This window comes from Variovorax sp. FG153, assembly GCF_057809595.1.
Genome location: NZ_JBMDKG010000086.1, coordinates 1 through 17,129, shown reverse-complemented (window position 1 = coordinate 17,129; position 17,129 = coordinate 1). Strand labels below are relative to the sequence as shown.

20 protein-coding genes, 2 tRNA genes and 1 pseudogene are annotated in these 17,129 nt (G+C 68.5%); 14 read left to right on the top strand and 9 right to left on the bottom strand.

Annotated features, from left to right (window positions below; translation table 11 throughout):
• Positions 1 to 660, top strand: a pseudogene (locus ACODT0_RS41720) (exopolyphosphatase); the annotation flags it as partial.
• Here ACODT0_RS41720 and ACODT0_RS41715 read toward each other — a convergent pair.
• Positions 626 to 1,561 (bottom strand): LysR family transcriptional regulator, encoded by a 936-nt coding sequence (locus ACODT0_RS41715; protein ID WP_422097243.1) that lies wholly within the window; start codon positions 1,559 to 1,561, stop codon positions 626 to 628. The pseudogene ACODT0_RS41720 and the gene ACODT0_RS41715 sit on opposite strands and share 35 nt — an antisense overlap.
• A 122-nt stretch (positions 1,562 to 1,683) precedes the next feature.
• Between ACODT0_RS41715 and ACODT0_RS41710 the strand changes: the two genes are divergently transcribed.
• Positions 1,684 to 2,076 (top strand): nuclear transport factor 2 family protein, encoded by a 393-nt coding sequence (locus tag ACODT0_RS41710; protein ID WP_057594232.1) that lies wholly within the window; start codon positions 1,684 to 1,686, stop codon positions 2,074 to 2,076.
• A gap of 21 nt (positions 2,077 to 2,097) precedes the next feature.
• Here ACODT0_RS41710 and ACODT0_RS41705 read toward each other — a convergent pair whose 3' ends face one another.
• From ACODT0_RS41705 to ACODT0_RS41695, 3 genes are read right to left on the bottom strand one after another with little or no spacing between them, the layout of a single operon-like run.
• Entirely contained in the window at positions 2,098 to 2,559 is a 462-nt protein-coding gene (locus ACODT0_RS41705; protein WP_057594239.1) for a SixA phosphatase family protein, read from the bottom strand.
• 25 nt (positions 2,560 to 2,584) lie between these two features.
• On the bottom strand, positions 2,585 to 4,915 hold the full coding sequence (gene ppk1 / locus ACODT0_RS41700) for a polyphosphate kinase 1 (protein ID WP_489043977.1): 2,331 nt from the start codon (positions 4,913 to 4,915) through the stop codon (positions 2,585 to 2,587).
• Positions 4,912 to 5,805, bottom strand: coding sequence for a GNAT family N-acetyltransferase (locus ACODT0_RS41695; RefSeq protein WP_489043976.1), 894 nt, complete (start codon positions 5,803 to 5,805; stop codon positions 4,912 to 4,914). The genes ppk1 and ACODT0_RS41695 overlap by 4 nt, the downstream gene beginning before the upstream one ends.
• A gap of 164 nt (positions 5,806 to 5,969) precedes the next feature.
• On the opposite strand from ACODT0_RS41695, the gene ACODT0_RS41690 reads away from it, so the two are divergent.
• The 5 genes from ACODT0_RS41690 (at position 5,970) to ACODT0_RS41670 (ending at position 9,027) form a co-directional block, all read left to right on the top strand.
• Positions 5,970 to 7,661 carry an FAD-dependent oxidoreductase gene (locus tag ACODT0_RS41690; protein ID WP_489043975.1) on the top strand — a complete coding sequence of 564 codons (1,692 nt, stop codon included), beginning with the start codon at positions 5,970 to 5,972 and terminating at the stop codon, positions 7,659 to 7,661.
• A gap of 39 nt (positions 7,662 to 7,700) precedes the next feature.
• Entirely contained in the window at positions 7,701 to 7,964 is a 264-nt protein-coding gene (locus tag ACODT0_RS41685; protein ID WP_057594236.1) for a UBP-type zinc finger domain-containing protein, read from the top strand.
• Positions 7,965 to 8,080: 116 nt separating this feature from the next.
• Complete coding sequence (locus ACODT0_RS41680) at positions 8,081 to 8,788, top strand: glutathione binding-like protein (protein ID WP_057594237.1); 708 nt, start codon at positions 8,081 to 8,083, stop codon at positions 8,786 to 8,788.
• A gap of 36 nt (positions 8,789 to 8,824) precedes the next feature.
• Positions 8,825 to 8,901, top strand: a tRNA-Pro gene (locus tag ACODT0_RS41675).
• A gap of 49 nt (positions 8,902 to 8,950) precedes the next feature.
• A tRNA-Arg gene (locus ACODT0_RS41670) sits at positions 8,951 to 9,027 on the top strand.
• 84 nt (positions 9,028 to 9,111) lie between these two features.
• Here the strand turns inward: ACODT0_RS41670 and ACODT0_RS41665 are convergent.
• Positions 9,112 to 9,873, bottom strand: coding sequence for an SOS response-associated peptidase family protein (locus tag ACODT0_RS41665; protein WP_489043974.1), 762 nt, complete (start codon positions 9,871 to 9,873; stop codon positions 9,112 to 9,114).
• Positions 9,874 to 9,963: 90 nt separating this feature from the next.
• Here ACODT0_RS41665 and ACODT0_RS41660 point away from each other — a divergent pair, with 90 nt between their 5' ends.
• Genes ACODT0_RS41660 through ACODT0_RS41635 form a run of 6 tightly spaced genes read left to right on the top strand, consistent with a single transcriptional unit; the run spans position 9,964 to position 11,879 of the window.
• Entirely contained in the window at positions 9,964 to 10,374 is a 411-nt protein-coding gene (locus ACODT0_RS41660) for a hypothetical protein (protein ID WP_489043973.1), read from the top strand.
• Between the two features lie 2 nt (positions 10,375 to 10,376).
• Complete coding sequence (locus tag ACODT0_RS41655) at positions 10,377 to 10,658, top strand: hypothetical protein (protein WP_489043972.1); 282 nt, start codon at positions 10,377 to 10,379, stop codon at positions 10,656 to 10,658.
• Between the two features lie 22 nt (positions 10,659 to 10,680).
• Complete coding sequence (locus tag ACODT0_RS41650) at positions 10,681 to 10,890, top strand: hypothetical protein (RefSeq protein ID WP_489043971.1); 210 nt, start codon at positions 10,681 to 10,683, stop codon at positions 10,888 to 10,890.
• Positions 10,891 to 10,894: 4 nt separating this feature from the next.
• Positions 10,895 to 11,194 carry a hypothetical protein gene (locus ACODT0_RS41645; protein ID WP_489043970.1) on the top strand — a complete coding sequence of 100 codons (300 nt, stop codon included), beginning with the start codon at positions 10,895 to 10,897 and terminating at the stop codon, positions 11,192 to 11,194.
• 13 nt (positions 11,195 to 11,207) lie between these two features.
• Positions 11,208 to 11,741 carry a thermonuclease family protein gene (locus ACODT0_RS41640; RefSeq protein WP_489043969.1) on the top strand — a complete coding sequence of 178 codons (534 nt, stop codon included), beginning with the start codon at positions 11,208 to 11,210 and terminating at the stop codon, positions 11,739 to 11,741.
• A gap of 12 nt (positions 11,742 to 11,753) precedes the next feature.
• Positions 11,754 to 11,879 (top strand): hypothetical protein, encoded by a 126-nt coding sequence (locus ACODT0_RS41635; protein WP_489043968.1) that lies wholly within the window; start codon positions 11,754 to 11,756, stop codon positions 11,877 to 11,879.
• Here the strand turns inward: ACODT0_RS41635 and ACODT0_RS41630 are convergent.
• Together ACODT0_RS41630 and ACODT0_RS41625 are read right to left on the bottom strand one after the other, a co-directional pair.
• The gene (locus ACODT0_RS41630; protein ID WP_489043967.1) at positions 11,827 to 13,701 is read right to left on the bottom strand and encodes a hypothetical protein; all 1,875 of its coding nucleotides are present in this window, start codon (positions 13,699 to 13,701) and stop codon (positions 11,827 to 11,829) included. The two genes, ACODT0_RS41635 and ACODT0_RS41630, sit on opposite strands and share 53 nt — an antisense overlap.
• Entirely contained in the window at positions 13,691 to 14,728 is a 1,038-nt protein-coding gene (locus tag ACODT0_RS41625) for a hypothetical protein (protein WP_489043966.1), read from the bottom strand. The genes ACODT0_RS41630 and ACODT0_RS41625 overlap by 11 nt, the downstream gene beginning before the upstream one ends.
• Positions 14,729 to 15,899: 1,171 nt before the next feature.
• Here ACODT0_RS41625 and ACODT0_RS41620 point away from each other — a divergent pair.
• Positions 15,900 to 16,190: a hypothetical protein gene (locus tag ACODT0_RS41620; RefSeq protein ID WP_489043965.1), complete on the top strand. Its 291-nt coding sequence runs from the start codon at positions 15,900 to 15,902 to the stop codon at positions 16,188 to 16,190.
• On the opposite strand, the gene ACODT0_RS41615 is transcribed toward ACODT0_RS41620, so the two are convergent.
• Both ACODT0_RS41615 and ACODT0_RS41610 read right to left on the bottom strand, forming a co-directional pair.
• Complete coding sequence (locus tag ACODT0_RS41615; RefSeq protein ID WP_489043964.1) at positions 16,162 to 16,704, bottom strand: hypothetical protein; 543 nt, start codon at positions 16,702 to 16,704, stop codon at positions 16,162 to 16,164. The genes ACODT0_RS41620 and ACODT0_RS41615 overlap by 29 nt on opposite strands.
• Positions 16,697 to 17,044, bottom strand: coding sequence for a hypothetical protein (locus ACODT0_RS41610; RefSeq protein WP_489043963.1), 348 nt, complete (start codon positions 17,042 to 17,044; stop codon positions 16,697 to 16,699). The genes ACODT0_RS41615 and ACODT0_RS41610 overlap by 8 nt, the downstream gene beginning before the upstream one ends.
• Between the last annotated feature and the right edge of the window lie 85 nt (positions 17,045 to 17,129).

The following is a 17,129-nucleotide window of genomic DNA, read 5'->3' as shown; positions in this document are numbered from 1 at the left end:
CCCCCCCCCCCCCCCCCCCCCCCCCCCCCCCACGGCGTGCTCTACGAACTGCTGGAACGCGACGAGAGCGTGGCCGACATGCGCACCACCACGGTCGCGCGGCTCGCCAACCGCTTCGCGGTCGACCCGGCCCAGGCCCGGCGCGTGGGCGACACCGCCGCCGCCCTGTTCGTGCAGCTGGCGCCGGCCGCGCGCGGCGGCAGCACCACCAGCCGCGCCGGCCGTGCGCTGCGCAAGCTCGGCTGGGCCGCGCAACTGCACGAGATCGGCGCGCTGGTCTCGCACAGCGACTATCACAAGCATGGCGCCTACATCCTCGACAACACCGACGCCCCCGGCTTCGCGGTCAACGAGCTGCACACCCTCGCCCAGCTGGTGCTGGGCCAGCGCGGCAAGCTGCGCAAGCTCGAGGGCTCGCTCGACGATGAGACCTTCGTGACGCAGCTGCTGGCGCTGCGGCTGGCGCTGATCCTGTGCCACGCGCGCCGCGATCCCGCGCCCGATGCGCTGCACCTGTCGACGCTCGGCACCCGCACCTTCTCGATCGCCTGCGCGCCCGACTGGGCCGAGGCCTTCCCGCAATCGGCCCACCTGCTGCGCGAGGAGGTGCTGGCCTGGCAGAAGATCAGTACCTGGCGCGTGGACCTGGCGGGCTGCTGAGCCGCTCGAGCAGGAAGTCGATGAACACCCGGACCCGCCGCGGCATGTGGCGGTGCGCGGGATGGATCAGCGAGAACGGGCGCGAAGCGCCCGCGAAGTCCGGCAACAGCTCGACCAGCGCGCCGCGCGCCAGGTCTTCCTCGACGATGAAGCGATAGGTCTGCAAGAGGCCCGCGCCCGCGCGCGCCAGGGTCACGCCGCCGAGGATGTCTTCCGAATAGCGGATGCCGCCCTGCGTCGCATGTTCGAAAACGCCGCCCTCGCCGTGCAACAGCCAGGGCACCGGCTGCCCCGTGCTCGGCAGCGTGAACTGGATGCACTCGTGCGCCGCCAGGTCGGCCAGCGCGCGCGGCGCCGGCCGCGACGCCAGGTAGGACGGCGCGGCCACCACCACCAGCGCGGCGTCCTCGAGCCGGCGCGCGACCAGCCCCGAGTCGGGTGGCGTGCGGCCACGCACCGCGAGGTCGAAGCCGCCCGCGGCGAAGTCGACGTTGCGGTTGCTCAGCTGGACGTCGAGCGACACCTCGGGGTACAGCGCGCGGAACGCGGGCAGCAGCGGCAGCACGCGGCAATGGCCGTACGAGGTCGGCAGGCTGATGCGCACCGTGCCCGCTGGCACGCGCTGCTGGCCCGCGAGCTCGCGCTCGGCCTCGGAGAGCTGGGCCAGCGCCTGGCGGCACTGCGCCACGTAATCGCGCCCGGCATCGGTCAGCCGCACCTGCCGCGTGGTGCGCGAGAACAGCTGCACGCCCAGCCGCGCCTCGAGCCGCGCGATCGAGCGGCTCACCGCCGCGGGCGTCAGGCCGGCCGCGTTGGCCGCGGCGGTGAAGCCTTCATGCTCGGCCGTCAGGCACAGCAGCTCGATGCTGCCCAGCATCACGTTGTCGAAGCGCAGGGCCATGGTGACCGCCTATTACTCGGTGTAATCAATGAAGTGAATCATCGCCCATTTACGCGCATCTACTGCATCAATAGCATCGTGACCGTTGTCATCCACATCGCACGAAGAGAGAGGAAGCTGTCATGAACACCGATCACGCCCCCGCCCCCTACGACGCCATCGTCGAGCTGCTCGGCCGCTACTTCGAGGGCCTGCACCGCAGCGACACCGCGATCCTGCGCGAGGTCTTCCACCCCGCGGCGCTCTATGCCACCGCGACCGAAGGCCCGCTCTACACGCTGGACATGGCCAGCTACTTCCCGATCGTCGACAAGCGCCCCTCGCCCGCCAGCAAGGGCGAGCCGCGCACCGGCCGCATCGTGGCGATCGAGTTCGCGGGACCGGTGACCGCCTTCGCGCGCGTCGAATGCGCGATCGCGCCGAAGCACTTCACCGACCTGCTGACCCTGGTGCGGGTTGACGGGCGCTGGCAGATCATCTCGAAGGTCTTCCACTTCGAGCTGCAGCCGGCCTGAGCGGCGCGGCCTCGAACAGGTTCAGAGCAGTTCGGGCGACTGCACCGTCACCACGACGGTCTGCACGTCGCCATCGCGCTCGCGCGTGCGGATCCACCACAGCGCGCCCTTGCGCACCGGGCAGCTGTCCTGCTTCAGGCCCAGCAGCAGCGAGATCGCCTGCCCCAGCGAAGGCTGGTGGCCGATCATCAGCACCACCGACTTGCCGTTGGGCCAGCCGGCGGAGGCCAGCAGCGCATCGGCGGTGGTGTCGGGTGCCAGTTCGCTGCGCAGCTTGTACTTGCGCCCGAGCGCCAGCGCGGTCTGCTCGCAGCGCCGCGCGGGGCTGCTGATGATGCGCGTGCCGTCGGGCAGCTGGCGGTCGAGCCAACTGGCCATGCGCTTGGCCTGCTTCTCGCCGCGCGCGGTGAGCGAGCGCTGCATGTCGTCGCAGCCCTCGGTCCAGTCATCGGCTTCCGCATGGCGCCAGAAGATCAGGTCCATGGTCATCGTCTTTCGAACTTCGGCTTCATTCGCCGGATGCGACGTCACGGGGCCCTCGCGCTGCGTAGCGGTTCATCAGGGCGGCCTGCGCGCCGTGCGCCTCGATCGCACGCGACGCACCGGCTTCGCCCGGGTGCGTGTCGTGGTCGATGCGGGTGTAGACGCCATCGGCGCCGAGGTCCCAGGCATCGCGGCCGTCGTGCAGGTAGGCGACCAGGCACTCGTCGATGAGGCGCTGGCGCAGCACGGGGTCGGTCACTGGCCAGGCGAGCTCGATGCGCCGCATCATGTTGCGGTTCATCCAGTCGGCGCTCGAGAGGTAGAGCGACTCGTCCTCGCCATGGCGGAAATAGAACACCCGCGAATGCTCGAGGAAGCGGCCGATCACAGAGCGCACGCGGATGTTGTCGGTCAGCCCCGGCACCTGGGCCGGCAGCGTGCAGGCACCGCGCACGATCAGGTCGATCTTCACGCCCTTCTGCCCCGCCTGCACCAGCGCCGCGACCAGTTCCTCGTCGGTCAGCGCATTCATCTTGGCGACGATGCGCGTGGGCTCGCCGCGCTCGGCGGCCGCGGCCAGCGTGGCGATCTGCGCGCGGATGTTGCTGTGCAGGTCGAAGGGCGCGAGCCACGCGCGGTTGAGCTTGGGCAGCTTGCTCTGGCTCGCGAGGTGCACGAACACCGCTTCCATGTCGGCGGTCAGCAGCGGATCGGCCGTGAGGTGGCTGATGTCGGTGTACAGGCGCGCGGTGCGCGGGTTGTAGTTGCCGGTCGACAGGTGGCCGTAGCGGCGCATCTGCTTGCCCTCGCGGCGCGTCACCAGCAGCATCTTGGCGTGGGTCTTCAGGCCCACCACGCCGTACACCACCTGGGCGCCGATCGACTCGAGCATCTCGGCCCAGTTGATGTTGGCCTCTTCGTCGAAGCGCGCCTTGAGCTCCACCACCACGGTGACTTCCTTGCCGCGGCGCACCGCCTCGCGCAGCAGCTCCATCAGCTCGGAGTCGGCGCCGGTACGGTAGATGGTCTGCTTGATCGCCAGCACCTGCGGGTCGTGCACCGCCTCGCGCAGGAAGGCCAGCACGCCCTCGAAGCTCTCGAAGGGCTGGTGGATCAGCACGTCGCCGCGCTGCAGCCGCTCGAAGAAGGACTGCGCGGGCGACAGCGTGATCGGGTAGGAGGCCTGGTAGGGCTTGAAGCGCAGCTTCGGCTCGTCGAGCAGGTCGGCCAGCTGCGTGAAGCGCGCGAGGTTGACCGGGCCGTGCACGCGGTACAGCGCCTCGGGCGGCAGGTTGAACTGCTCGAGCAGGAAGCTCGCGAGCGACTCGGCGCAGCTGGCCGACACCTCCAGGCGCACGGCCTGGCCGAAGTGCCGGTGCTGCAGGCCCTGGCGCAGCGCGGTGCGCAGGTTCTTCACGTCCTCCTCGTCCACCGCGAGGTCGGAATGGCGCGTGACGCGGAACTGCGAGAAGTCGCCGACCTCGCGCCCCGTGAACATCGAGGACAGGTGCGCGCGCACCACGCTCGACAAGGCAACGAACAGCGTCTTGCCGTCCGACACCTTGGCCGGCATCTTGATCAGCCGCGGCAGCACGCGCGGCACCTTCACGATCTGGATCGGGTTCTCGCGCCCGAAGGCGTCCTTGCCGCCGAGGCGCACGATGAAGTTCAGCGACTTGTTCGCGACCTGCGGGAACGGATGCGAAGGATCGAGCCCCACGGGCAGCAGCAGCGGGCGCACCTCGCGCTCGAAATACTCGGCCACCCACTTGCGCTGCGCGGGGTTGCGCTCGCCGTGCGAAATGATGTGGATGCCGTGCGTGCCGAAGGTCGGCATCAGCTCGTCGTTGTAGAGCGCGTACTGGCGCGCCACCAGCGTGTGGACCGCCTCGGCCAGCCGGCGGAAGGACTCGACCGTGTATGTGCCCTTGTGGTCGTCGGCGCTGCCCGCGATCAGGTGCGGCGCGGCGCGAACCTCGAAGAACTCATCGAGGTTCGACGAGACGATGCACAGGTAGCGCAACCGCTCGATCAGCGGCACCTCGGGGCGATGCGCCCAGTCGAGCACCCGTTCGTTGAACGACAGGATGCTGTGGTCGCGGTCAAGCAAGGTGAATTTCGGCGTCTCGGCCACGGAAGGCAGCGAATCGGCCGGATCGGAAGGCATGGACACGGATTCTGGAACAAGCGGCACCACGGCCGTGCTCGATAAAGGGAATGTGACAGTGTCATGCGGGTTTGTGACATTTGCATGACTTTCCCGTGACGCCGTCGACATGCCTACTTTCGACTGCTCCTCCCCGTCCGGCGGCAGGACGGACGACCCGTTCGCGGGCCGGACGACCGCTGGTTTCATGCGCCCAGGAAATGCTTGCGGTAGCGCGCCGGCAGGTCGTCGATGCGCATCAGCATCGGCAGGTCGGCGGTGTTGAAGTCCGGATCCCAGGCCGGCGCGCCGAGCACCTTGGCGCCCAGGCGCAGGTAGCCCTTGATCAGCGCGGGCGGCTCCACGTCGAGGCTGCCGTCGAGGCGCTCGACCGGCAGCGCGAGCCGCGGCTGCACCTGGTACTGGATCGGCGCCATGTGGCTGGCCGACAGCTGGCGCCAGATGCTGGCCGCCGCGTCGCCGCAGGTCACGCCGTTGTGCGACATCGGGATGCTGGCGCAGCCGATCATGGTGTCGAGCTTGTTGCGGTGCATGAAGCCGGCCAGCGCGCCCCACAGCGCCAGGATCACGCCGCCCTGGCGGTGCTCGGGGTGCACGCAGCTGCGGCCCAGCTCGACCATGCGCTCGCGCAGGTCGCGCAGGCGGGTCAGGTCGAATTCGGTGTCGCTGTAGGTGCTGCCCACGCGGCGCGCCTGGGCCGGCGTCAACACGCGGTAGGTGCCGATCACCTGCTGCGTCAGTTCGTCGCGCACCAGCAGGTGCTCGCAGAAATCGTCGAACAGGTCCACGTCGTGGCCGGGCAGCGAGGTGGAGATGCGGGCGCCCATCTCGCCGACGAACACTTCATAGCGCAGGCGCTGGGCGGCGCGCACGTCGTCCTGGTGACGGGCCCAACCCACGGTGATGCCCTGCTTGGCCTCGATGACGGGGGCCGGGACGACGACCGCGGGGCTGACGGCAGCGGGGGCCTTGGGCGCCGCGGCGGTGGCTGCGGTACCGACGACACCGGGCGTGGGCCAGAGGGCTGCGCGGAGCCCGAGCTGCGACAGCGGAAATGTCGGGTTGGGCAGTTCTTTCATGTGGAAACCCTTTCTGCTGGGCGAGTCTCGGCACCCGTGGTGAAAAGCGCGTGTCATGGCCGTGGCAATTGCATGACGATGTGACGGGCCGTTGGAAGCGCTTCTTTGGCGTCTAATGCCTCGACCGCCGACGCTCGGCAATCCCCACCGGAGACTCTGAACCGATGGCCACCGCAGATATTTCCAGCACCGCCCCCGCCGGCGGTAACCGCCAGTTGCAGACCTTTCCGGTGCTCAACGACAGCGAGATCGCGCGCATCGCGCGTTTCGGCAGCGTGCAGCACTTCGCGCGCGGCAGCCGGCTGTTCACCGCCGGCGAGGTCGGCGCCGGCATGTTCGTGCTGCTCAAGGGCGTGGTCTCGGTCACCCAGCGCGATGGCCTGGGCCACGTGGTGCCGATCGTGCGCCAGGGGCCGGGCGAATTCCTGGCCGAGGTCGGCCAGCTCAGCGGCCGCCCCGCCCTGGTCGACGGCCATGCCGAGGAGGACGTCGAGGCGCTGGTGCTGCCGCCCGCGCAGCTGCGCGCCCTGCTGGTGGCCGAGGCCGACCTCGGCGAGCGCATCACCCGCGCGCTGATCCTGCGGCGGGTGGCGCTGATCGAATCGGGCGCCGCCGGCCCGGTGCTGATCGGCCAGCCGCAGTCGCCCGACATGGCGCGGCTCGAGAACTTCCTGCGCCGCAACAGCCATCCCTATCACCTGGTCGACGCCGACCAGGACCCCGACGCCGCCGCGCTGCTGGCGCAGTACGGCGGCCACCAGCTGCTGGCCGTGTGCCCCAACGGCTCGGTGCTGGTGAACCCGTCCGAGGACGCGCTGGCGCTGTGCCTGGGCATGGTCGATGCCGCGGCGCACGACGAGCTTTACGACGTGGCCGTGGTCGGCGCCGGCCCGGCCGGCCTCGCGACCGCCGTCTATGCCGCCTCCGAGGGGCTGCGCGTGATCGTGCTCGACTGCCGCGCCTTCGGCGGCCAGGCCGGCGCCAGCGCGCGCATCGAGAACTACCTGGGCTTTCCCACCGGCATCTCGGGCCAGGCGCTGGCCGGCCGGGCCTTCGTGCAGGCGCAGAAGTTCGGCGTCGAGATGCTGATCCCGGCCAAGGTCGCCTCGCTCGACTGCGCGCGCACCAACGCCGACGGCAGCCTCGCGATCGCGCTGGCCGACGGCCGGCGCATTTCGGCGCGCACCGTCGTCGTCGCCAGCGGCGCGCGCTACCGCCGGCCCGGCGTGCCCAGGCTGCATGAATTCGAGGGACGCGGCATCTGGTACTGGGCCTCGGCCATCGAGGCCAAGCTCTGCGCGCAGCAGGAAGTCGCGCTGGTCGGCGGCGGCAACTCGGCCGGCCAGGCCGCGGTGTTCCTCTCGCACCATGCGGCCAAGGTCAACGTGCTGGTGCGCGGCCCCTCGCTCGCGGCCAGCATGTCGCGCTACCTGATCGACCGCATCGAGGCCACGCCCAACATCTCGCTGCAGCCGCATACCGAACTCGTGCGGCTGCACGGCGATCCCGACGATGGCCTCACCGGCGCCACCTGGCGCTGCCACAGCACCGGCGCCGAGCACGACTGCCCGGCGCGCAACATCTTCCTGTTCGTCGGCGCCGAGCCCGAGACCGACTGGCTCGCGGGCTGCGGCGTCGCGGTCGACAAGCACGGCTTCGTGCAGACCGGGCCCGACGCCAGCGCCGGCTTTCCCGCGCGCCCGGCCACCGCGCTCGAGACCAGCGTGCCCGGCGTCTTCGCGGTCGGCGACGTGCGCTCGGGCTCGGTCAAGCGCGTGGGCGGTGCAATCGGCGAAGGCGCGGCGGTGGTCGCGCTGATCCACCAGCACCTCGCCTCGAACTCGGCCGTGGCCTGAGTCCAAATCCCTCACCCATTCATCCAGGAGAACCCGCGCATGCGCATCAAGCCCTGCGAACACGTCCCCGCGGAGATCGCCGCGCCCCACACCCTGCGCGGCTGCGAGGAATGCCTCCAGACCGGCGACAGCTGGGTGCACCTGCGCCTGTGCGTGCACTGCGGCCATGTCGGCTGCTGCGATTCGTCGAAGAACCGGCATGCCACGCGCCATTCGCAGGCCGAGGGCCATGCGGTGATCCAGTCGCTCGAGCCCGGCGAGGACTGGATGTGGTGCAACGCGCACGAGCGGCAGGTGGGCTGAGGCGCGCGCCGGTCATTGGCCGTGCGGCGCACGCCCGCGCGGCCGCCTGTATATGCTGGCTGCCGCGTCGAGGAGCCCCTCTTCGCCGCCCCCATCCAGACCGGAGACTCGACAACATGCCCGAACCGAAGACCATCGAGGTCTATTCCTGGCCCACGCCCAACGGCCACAAGATCCACATCATGCTCGAGGAGTGCGGCCTGCCCTACCGCGCGCACCCCATCGACATCGGCAAGGGCGACCAGTTCGCGCCCGACTTCCTGCGGATCAGCCCCAACAACAAGATCCCCGCCATCACCGACCCCGACGGTCCGGACGGCGCGCCCATCTCGCTGTTCGAATCGGGCGCCATCCTCGTCTACCTGGCCGGCAAGACCGGCCAATTCCTGCCCCAGGGCGACCGCGCGCGCTACGACGTGCTGCAGTGGCTGATGTTCCAGATGGGCGGCGTCGGCCCCATGCTCGGCCAGGCGCATCACTTCCGTCTCTACGCGCCCGAGAAGATCGCCTATGCCATCGACCGCTACACCAACGAGGCCAAGCGCCTCTACGGCGTGATCGACAAGCAGCTGTCGACGCACCGCTTCATCGCCGGCCCCGACTACAGCATCGCCGACATCGCCATCTTCCCGTGGCTGCGCAGCTGGCAGAACCAGGGCATCACCCTCGAGGACTATCCGCGCCTGAAGGACTGGTTCGACGGCATCGCCGAACGTCCCGCCGTGCAGCGCGGCGTGAAGGTGCTGGCCGACCTGCGCAAGCCCATCACCGACGACAAGGCGCGCGAAATGCTTTTCGGCAAGACCCAGTACGAGAAGCGCTGAGACCGCCTCATATTCGGGCTAGAATAGAAGGCTTGTCGGGGTGTAGCGCAGCCTGGTAGCGCATCTGGTTTGGGACCAGAGGGTCGAAGGTTCGAATCCTTTCGCCCCGACCAAGAATCTTCTTTCTTGCTTTCCTTCTTTGCTTTCTGTTCCGCCTGGAATCTGCCCGTAGCTCAGTTGGATAGAGCACCTGCCTTCTAAGCAGGTTGTCGGGGGTTCGATCCCCTCCGGGCAGGCCAACCACTCCCCTCTGTAGATCCGCTCTCCCTGAAAACTCAGGGAAGAATCTGGGAAGAATCGCGCCCTATCGGCGCTGTTGGTGCTCAGCCCTCGTCAACCTCTGCGGTCAGCGGCGCGCCTTCATTGACCGCAAGCTCGATCGGCGCCGGCCCGGCATCGATGAGGTGCACAGGGATGAGCTCCACGAAGTCTCTAGCCTCCTTCGGCGTGCAGGTCAGCCAGCGATCGATGTCGTGCTCCTCGATGGCCACGACCGATCGCTTGTCCTGCACCTCGAGCGGCTTCTTCGTTGCCCTGTCGACCTCGACCTTGTGCATCCGCGACATGATGGGGTGCAGGTTCGCGTTGACCGTGATCATCGTGAAGCTCTGCACCAGCTCACCGGTCGAGTGGTCCAGCCACTCGCCCCACAAGCCGGCCAGGGCCCAGGGCCGCCCGTCGGCGCGCCTGAATCGCCACCACTCGTTCTTCCCGCTCTCCCAGCATGGCTCATCGAAGCTGTCGGCCAGGATGACGCAGCGCCGGCCGTTCTTCCATGAGTCCTTGAATGTGTTCTTCTTCTCGATGCCGGCAAAGCGGGCGTTCCAGGTCGAGAGCTTGAGGACTTTGGTCTCGCCCTTCCGCGGCGGCGACGCAGGGACACGGCTGGGTGAGAACGGCGGAATCAGGCCCCACTGCCCGGATACCAGCTCCCGCGTGTAGTCGGTCAGATCGCGCGCACGTCGAACGAAGACCCCGGTGTAGAGAGGCCGCATGCTGCGCATCCAGCGCTCAGCGCTGCGCGCGCCGATGTACCAAGCGGCCTCGATTTCTCGATCCTCGGGGGTGATGTAGCGGGTGCACATGGTGTCCAGATTCTGCGCTCAGGATCAGGTTGACGGTCAACTGGGGCCGGGAAGATACTGTACACCCATCCAGTACTTTCGGAGATCCCCATGACAACCGCAGAACACCGCCGCGACACCGCGCGCACCGAATGGACCCGGGCTTTCGACAGGGAATGGGTCCGGCTCACCGGTGTGGAACTCGACCCCGAATACCCCTCCGTCTGCTCGAGCACCCTGCACCCGATCATGTGCCACCGGCCCGCCGAGGAAGCCGCACGGGAGTACTTCCAGGCCACCGACGACACCGACGCCTGGGAGACCGACCCGAAGCGCGTGCTGACGCTGCTGGCCACCAAGCACGGGCTGATCAAGGACGGCGCCGCCATCCCCTTCGAGATCCTCGACTTCGCCCAAGAGGTCGGCGAGCTGTGCGCCTTCATCGGCGACCGCTACCGCGACCCACACACGGGCTGCGCTGGCGACGCTATCCGGGCCCGCTACGGCAAGGTGCCGTTCTGATCATGAAAGACGTCGAGTACTTCACCTTCATGCTGCCGCCGGACATTTGGCGGAGGAAGCCACGGCAGTCGGATCGAAAGATGACCTTGGAAGAGGGCCCGCGGTATCACCCGGGCGCCACGCCCATGCTCGAAACACGCGAGGTGCGCAGGCTGCCCGAGACGGCGGAAGAGATGCTGCGCAACCAGATCAAACACAACGGCAGGACGAGGACACCTGAAGAAGACAAGTTGCAAGCATGGCTCGTCTCCCGCATCGGCATGAAGAGCGAAAAGCTTGATTAGCGCGAGCCTGGACAATCGAACCATGCAAGCCGAATTTTTCCCCTCCGAGACCACGATCCTCCGCACGCCAACCTGGTACAGCTCCGAAGCCCACGACGAAACCAAGCTGCCCCTGGCGCCGGGCGACTACAAAGTGACGCCCGGCGAGCGCTGGACGGTCACCTCGTTGAAGGACGGCTCGACCGTCTACAGCGGCATTGGCCCGGTCGAGATCCGCCGCGGCGCGAGGTGATAGGTTGAAGACTTCGGAGCTGGCCGGCGCGGCGCTCAATGCCTGGATCGCGAAGGCCCTGGGCGAACCGGCCGGCACCGACTACGCCAACGACTGGCCCGGCTTCGACCGCTTGCTCGAGCGTGAGGCCATCCACGTCGCGCCGATGCCAGGCAAGGGCTACCAGTGGTGCGCAATCGTGACGGGCAAGCCAGGGAGCAGGTTCCCCGATGGCCGCGCGCCGTGGAAGGAAGGCCTGACCCCGCGCATCGCCGTCGGCCGCGCCATCGTGGCCGCCCGCTACGGCGACGAGGTGCCCGACTAACCCTGCTCGATCCATGACCTACCGCTCTACCCTACTCGCCGCCCTGCTCCTCCTGCCGCTGGCCGCCGCAGCCGATGTCCGAACCTGCCTCGTCGTCGGCGTCAGCGACGGCGACACCATCACCGCGCGCTGCGGCGCCGCCGGCAGCTACGAACAGGTGAAGGTGCGCTTCAACGGCATCGACGCGCCGGAGAAGCGGCAGCCCTTCGGCGAGCGCGCGAAGCAAGCCATGTCCGACCTGGTCTACATGAAGACCGTCGAGCTTGACTGCCGCAAGGTCGATCGCTACGGCCGCAGCGTGTGCCGCGTGCACGTCGCGCCGGCCTCGGCGCCGCGCGGCCCTGCAACGCTCGATGCCGGCCTGGCCATGATCACGCTGGGCCTCGCATGGTGGTACCGGGACTACGCCCGCGAGCAGACGCCGCAGGAGCGGGGCCAGTACGAGTTCGCCGAGCAGGAGGCCCGGGCCAAGGGCGCAGGGCTTTGGACGGACAAGGACGCGATGGCGCCTTGGGAATGGCGGCGAGAGCGGCGCACGAAGCCCTGATACATTCCGGCCATGACCACCTTCCTCATCGTCAAGCTCGTCCTGATCGGCATCGGGGCCTTGGGCTGGGGCATCTACTGCGGCATCAACGGCCTGGACCTGTCAGGACGACCGGAGCGGCGCGGGCCGCGAGACTGAGCGGCGCCGCGGCGAGGCTGCGGGAGAGCGGGCCGGCGGGCGGCTGCAGTAGTTCGGCAGCGCGCGCGGGATCGAGCAAGGCCTGGGACAAGCGCTCCTGAACCTGCGCATTCGCGCCCCCGTACACCACATTCAACGCGCGGCCGGCAAGACTCTGCGTCGCGGGCGAGCCCGAGAGCCCACGCCCAACCAGCGACTGCAGCAAATCCCCGCTGGCTAGGTTCTGTACGGTGTTCGACCCCACCGAGCGCCCTGCGTTGGCGGCGAGTTGGCCTGCATTCAGATCGGCCTGCAGGCGGCGCAGCAAGTCCATCTGCTCGGGCGTGAGCACTCGGGCCAAATCTGTGCCCTGGTTCTTCAGCAGCGTGTTCAGCTTGGCGGCCGACAGCACGGCATTGCCCTGCGTGTCGACGGTGCCGGTCTGGATGCTGCTCAAAACCTCGCTCAGACGCTCCATCTGGTTGATCGGCCGGCTCTCTTGAGCGTAGGTCTGCAGGTACTGCTGCCACGACGGCTGCGCGGCATCCGCGGTCAGTCCGGCAGTTTCGGGGCCGACGCGCTGCGAGAGCGGGCCCAGGGCCGTTGATTCTGACAGTGCAGTTCGCCGGCTCGCCGTATCGATCGCATCGTCGATCAAGCCCTTGACGCCGTTGAGCTGGCCGGCCGCGTAGCGCAGATTCCCTGCCTCACCCTGCAACTTGCCGCCCAACACGTCGCCGATGTCCTTGCGGATCGCGTAGAGAGCGCGCGCATTGACCGTCCCATCCTCGGCCACCAAGCCGCCGATGCGGTTTCGGAACTGGCCCAGCGCCTGCTGCGCGAGTTGGCCGGCGTTGTTCGGGTTGGCGATCATGCCGTCGAGCTGCTGCAGCAGGCCTGCAACCGGCACCTCGCCGGCTCGATCCAGCACGCTTTCACGCATGGATCCAGTCAGGTCATCCCGCGCCTGCCGCGCCAGCGCCATCCGGCCCGGGTTGCCGGCGACTTCCTCGAGCGCGGCCGTACGCGCGGCGTTCTGCGCAGTCTGGCGCGCCGTCAGCTCGCCCGCGAACGCGGGGTTGACGGCTTGAACAGTGCGGCTCAGCCCCGCGAGTCCTACGTCGCCAGCCGCCATCGCCGCCGTGGGCGCGGAGCCTGGAATGACCTCACCCGCCTGTGCCAGCGCAGCGCGCGCGGCATCCGGGTCGGTCGCAAACTCACGCAAAGTATTGCCCACTATCCGGTCCTGGCCTGCCCCGTAGAAGGGCCGCACCACGCCGCCGATCGCCTGCCCGACCTGACCTAGCGCTCGAGCGGCCAGCGGCACCGCCGCACCGACGGCAGCGCCAGCTGCAGCGTCGTCGGGGTTCACCAACCCGGCCTGTGCGCCGCCAGCGATGGCACCACCCGCAGCACGTGTCGCAAGACCGGCCTGGCCGGCGCGGAGGCCACCGGAGGCGATCGCAGCGCCAAGATCGGCTGCCCCGGCCGCGCGCACACCGGCGCCAAGGGCGCCACCAACAGGAAGCGTGGCAAGCACCTGGCCGCCGACACGGCCGATGCTCGCCGCCGTGCTGCCGCCGTACCCCTGGTCGAATTGGGCCTGCCCTACCTCGTTCATCGCGCGCACACGGGCGCCCTCGCTGGTGCCGGCCAGCTTGTCGAAGCCGCTGGCCAGGTACTGAGCGCCGGTGTCGATCACGTCCTTGGCGCCGCGCAGCAGGCCGGCGCCCAGGTTCTCGCCGGTGCTGCCGCCGTTGCCCTTAGGCGTGTCCCATTGCACAGCAGAAGCGTCGATGGCTGGCGGAGCGTCCCACGCGACCTTGGAGGCATCAATTGGCATAGTCAACACTCCCATCGCTGTACTGCACAACTCGCCGCCCGTTCAACATGCCTGTGCGCGTGACGGAGCGTGAGCCACCCTGCGTCGCCGACTGACCCGCAGCGTTCAGCACTTGGCCAAGCCGGTTCTGTTGGTCGGGCACCTCGGCCAGAAAGCCCTGGGTCGCGAGCTCGCGGTTCTGTCGCTTCTGGGCAATCACCTCCGGGCTGTCCCCCGGCTGCGGGAAATACTGCTGGCGCGCATTGGCGAACTCGCTATCGGAGATCGCCGCGCCCGACTCGCGGCGCAGCGTGGCGTTCACGAAGTCGCGCTGCGCCTGCTCGACCTGCTGCTGCTCTGCCGACTGAGTGAAGTTCGCCGCGGCGCCCAAACCCACGGCATCGGCCGCACGCTTGATCAGGCCGGGCTGATTCGTGCCGGCGGCCGCGAGGCGATCGAGAGTCTGGCCGGACACCAGCATTCGCGAGCCGAACTGCAGCGCTTTGGCCTGGGTGTCGTTGAGCGTGTTCTTGCCCTTCGGCGTGTTCGGATCCTGCGGGCCGCCGGGGATGGGTTCAAGCCCAGAGCCATCACTCTTCACGCGGTAACCCGTGGGCACACCGGTGTTGCCGGCGCGGATCGCGTCGATCCCTAGTCGTGCTCGGTCGATGGAATTGGCCTCCTGCTGGCGAGCATCCGTTATCCGGGCGCGCGCGGCCAGTCCTTGCTCCTGAATCTGTGCTCGCTGTGTCGCGCCTGCTTGCTGTGTCTCCGTCTCGCGCTGCTGTGCGCGCTGTGCAAGGGGCAGTGAAGCGGCGGTGATCGCCGCCGTATCGGCCTGATACCCACGCCGAGGTGACCACGAGCCGCCAGCGGCCGCAGTGCGCAGCTGGGCTGCATCGTTGAAGTCCGCGTTTCGATTTGCGTAGTCAACCGGGCCAATGACGCCTAGACCGGGCGTGGGGCCCCCTACACCCTGCTGCGCTGTTTCGATTGCACGAGCGGACAAACTGCGCTGCGCCTCCGCGTCACGGTTCAGCTGAGTCACGCGATCCGCCGCGGGCGCACTCCAGCCCCCAAGGCTCGAGACATTTCCTCGAGCGGACAGAGGTCCGCCATCCGCGACAACGGATGCTTGTGCTGTGGCAGGCACCGTCGGCGCAGCAGCGATTGCCGCAGCGTTGACGGGAGTGTTGTCCAGACTTCGCACCTGCGCCTGCGAAGCAAGCGGTTGAGGGCCGGCCGGCGCGGGCCGCACACCCGGATCGTTGGCAACCATCAACGCTGGATTGCCCGTCACCGCCGCGGAAATGTCTGGCCCTCCAGGCGCTGCGAGGCTGGGCTGAGGGGTGGGTGCATTGCGGCCACCGAAGGCGTTTCGAACAATCTGCCCGAGCGACTGCGGGCCGGCGGCCGCGCGGCGCAATTCGTCCTCATCGACAAGGCCACCTTGCGCATAGCCAGGCGTACGCACAGGGTAACCCTCCTCCGGCCGGGCCAACGCACTCAACGGGGCAGTGACGCCGGCTCTCTGGGGCAGAGGCGCCGGTGGCGCCAGTGGACGCGGTGCCACCGGCGGGGCAAACACGCTCCGCACCTGCTGCCCCGGCGTGTTCGCGATTACGCCAGGGCCACCTACTGCTGCCTGCGGAGCTGCAGCCGGTGCAGCTGGAGCTGGCGGTGTACCCGCAGCCGGCGCCGTCGCAGGCGCGGGAACCAATGGGGCAGGCGCCGGCGGAGGCGATGCGACGGCAGGCGCAGGAATAGCGCTTACCGTCCCACCGGGGGCAGCCCCGTTCACCGTGATGTTGCCGCCGACGTTCCCCCCCGAGTAGCTGTTCCCAACGCGCGTGACGTCGTTGGTGGGCTGCCCGTAGGGGTCCGTGACCATGCCGCCGCCGGCCGCGTGCTGCACGCCATCGGTCATGCTCGGCTGCGGCAAAGTGGTGCCGGCTTCTTTCACCAGCTTCATGATGTGAGCCGCTCCGAAACGGCGCACATCATCGGCCGGAATGACCAGCTCACCGTCACTCAGCGCCGCGGGAATGGAATCGGAAGTGCCGGTACCGGGCCCGCTCACCAGGACACCAGCTTGAGGTTGTGGTTGCATGCATGCCTCTCAGAGTTGAGCGGCATTCTTCGCGCGCCCTCGCGCGGGGTCGAACCCTACCGGGGGATCGCGTAGCATTCGCGCACTTCAATAGCTCATCGGAGGAGTGATGGACCAAGCTGGCGACGGTGGCGGTTTCCAAAAGCTGCTTGGCGGCAATGCGCTCGAGCGCGTCTGCTCACTCGCAGCAATCGGCTTTCTGATCGCGATTGCGCTATGGCTGACGAACGGCAGCAACACCGTTGGAGAACTCTTTTCGTCTCTGATCCCATGGTCTGCCGACGGCAAGTACAACGACGTCCGATGGCTCACCCGAGGACTTATCGCAGCGATCCTCGCCCGCCTCTACCTGGGCGCCTTCTTGGGATGGCTCACTTCGGGGAGGCGTTCGCAGCCGTAGCAAGGCCCAGCAAACTTGCTCGGCATGAAGCATAGGCCGCGCTCATCGTCTCGATCTCGCTCAGGGCATCTGCAAGGCGTCGAGCACCAGCTTCCGGAAGTAGCCCAAGGGCCGCGCCGGCGTCTGCTGCACCAGCGTCGGTACCGGCGGTGCCTCCACCTGCGGCGCCTCCACCACCGCTCCCGGCATCACGGGCATATTGCTGCACCCGGACAACGACAGGAGCATCGCGCTGGCGGCGATCGTCAGCAGCGATTTGGGTGACAGCTTTCTCATCGGTCTTCTCCTGCGCGGCGGCGCGCGCGTTGATCTTGGCCTGCAGCGCATCGCGCTCCTTCGTGCGCTGCTCGAGCAGCCGGGCCGCGGCGGTGTTCGTCGCCACGACGGCGGCGTTCTGGACCTGGAGCGCCAGGCCGGAGGTCTTGGCCAGCGCTCGGTAGTGCCAGGTCGACAGGCCCAGCACCAAGGCCAGCGCCGCCAGCAGGAGAAGCAGGTAGTTGCGCAGGTCAGGCATCTTCGGCCACCAGTTTCAGGCCCAGTCGCGCGAGCGCATCGAAGGGCTGGTCCTCGCTGACGTCGCTCGCGCCCAGCAGCGCCTGGCACGCGGCCAGCGTCACGCTGATGCCGGCTTGCTGGCACACCGAGAACATCGTCTGCGGGTCGGCCAGCACCGCGGCAAAGGTGTCCTCGATAGGGCCGCTGGAGATGTAGTGCGTGGCCGGCGCCGCTCCGGTCGGCGACAGCGGCGTGATGAACATGCCGGCGCCGGGCGGTCCGGCCAACTGCTCGGTCAGGAGGCGCGCCTGCGGAGCCAGTGCGGCCGGGACGATGAGTGTTCTGTGGACGTAGCTCATATCGTGATCCCAGCCTGCTGGGCCATGTACCGCTCGCAGACCCACAGCTCGTCGGGCGAGAGCAGCCGACCGATGATGATCAGAC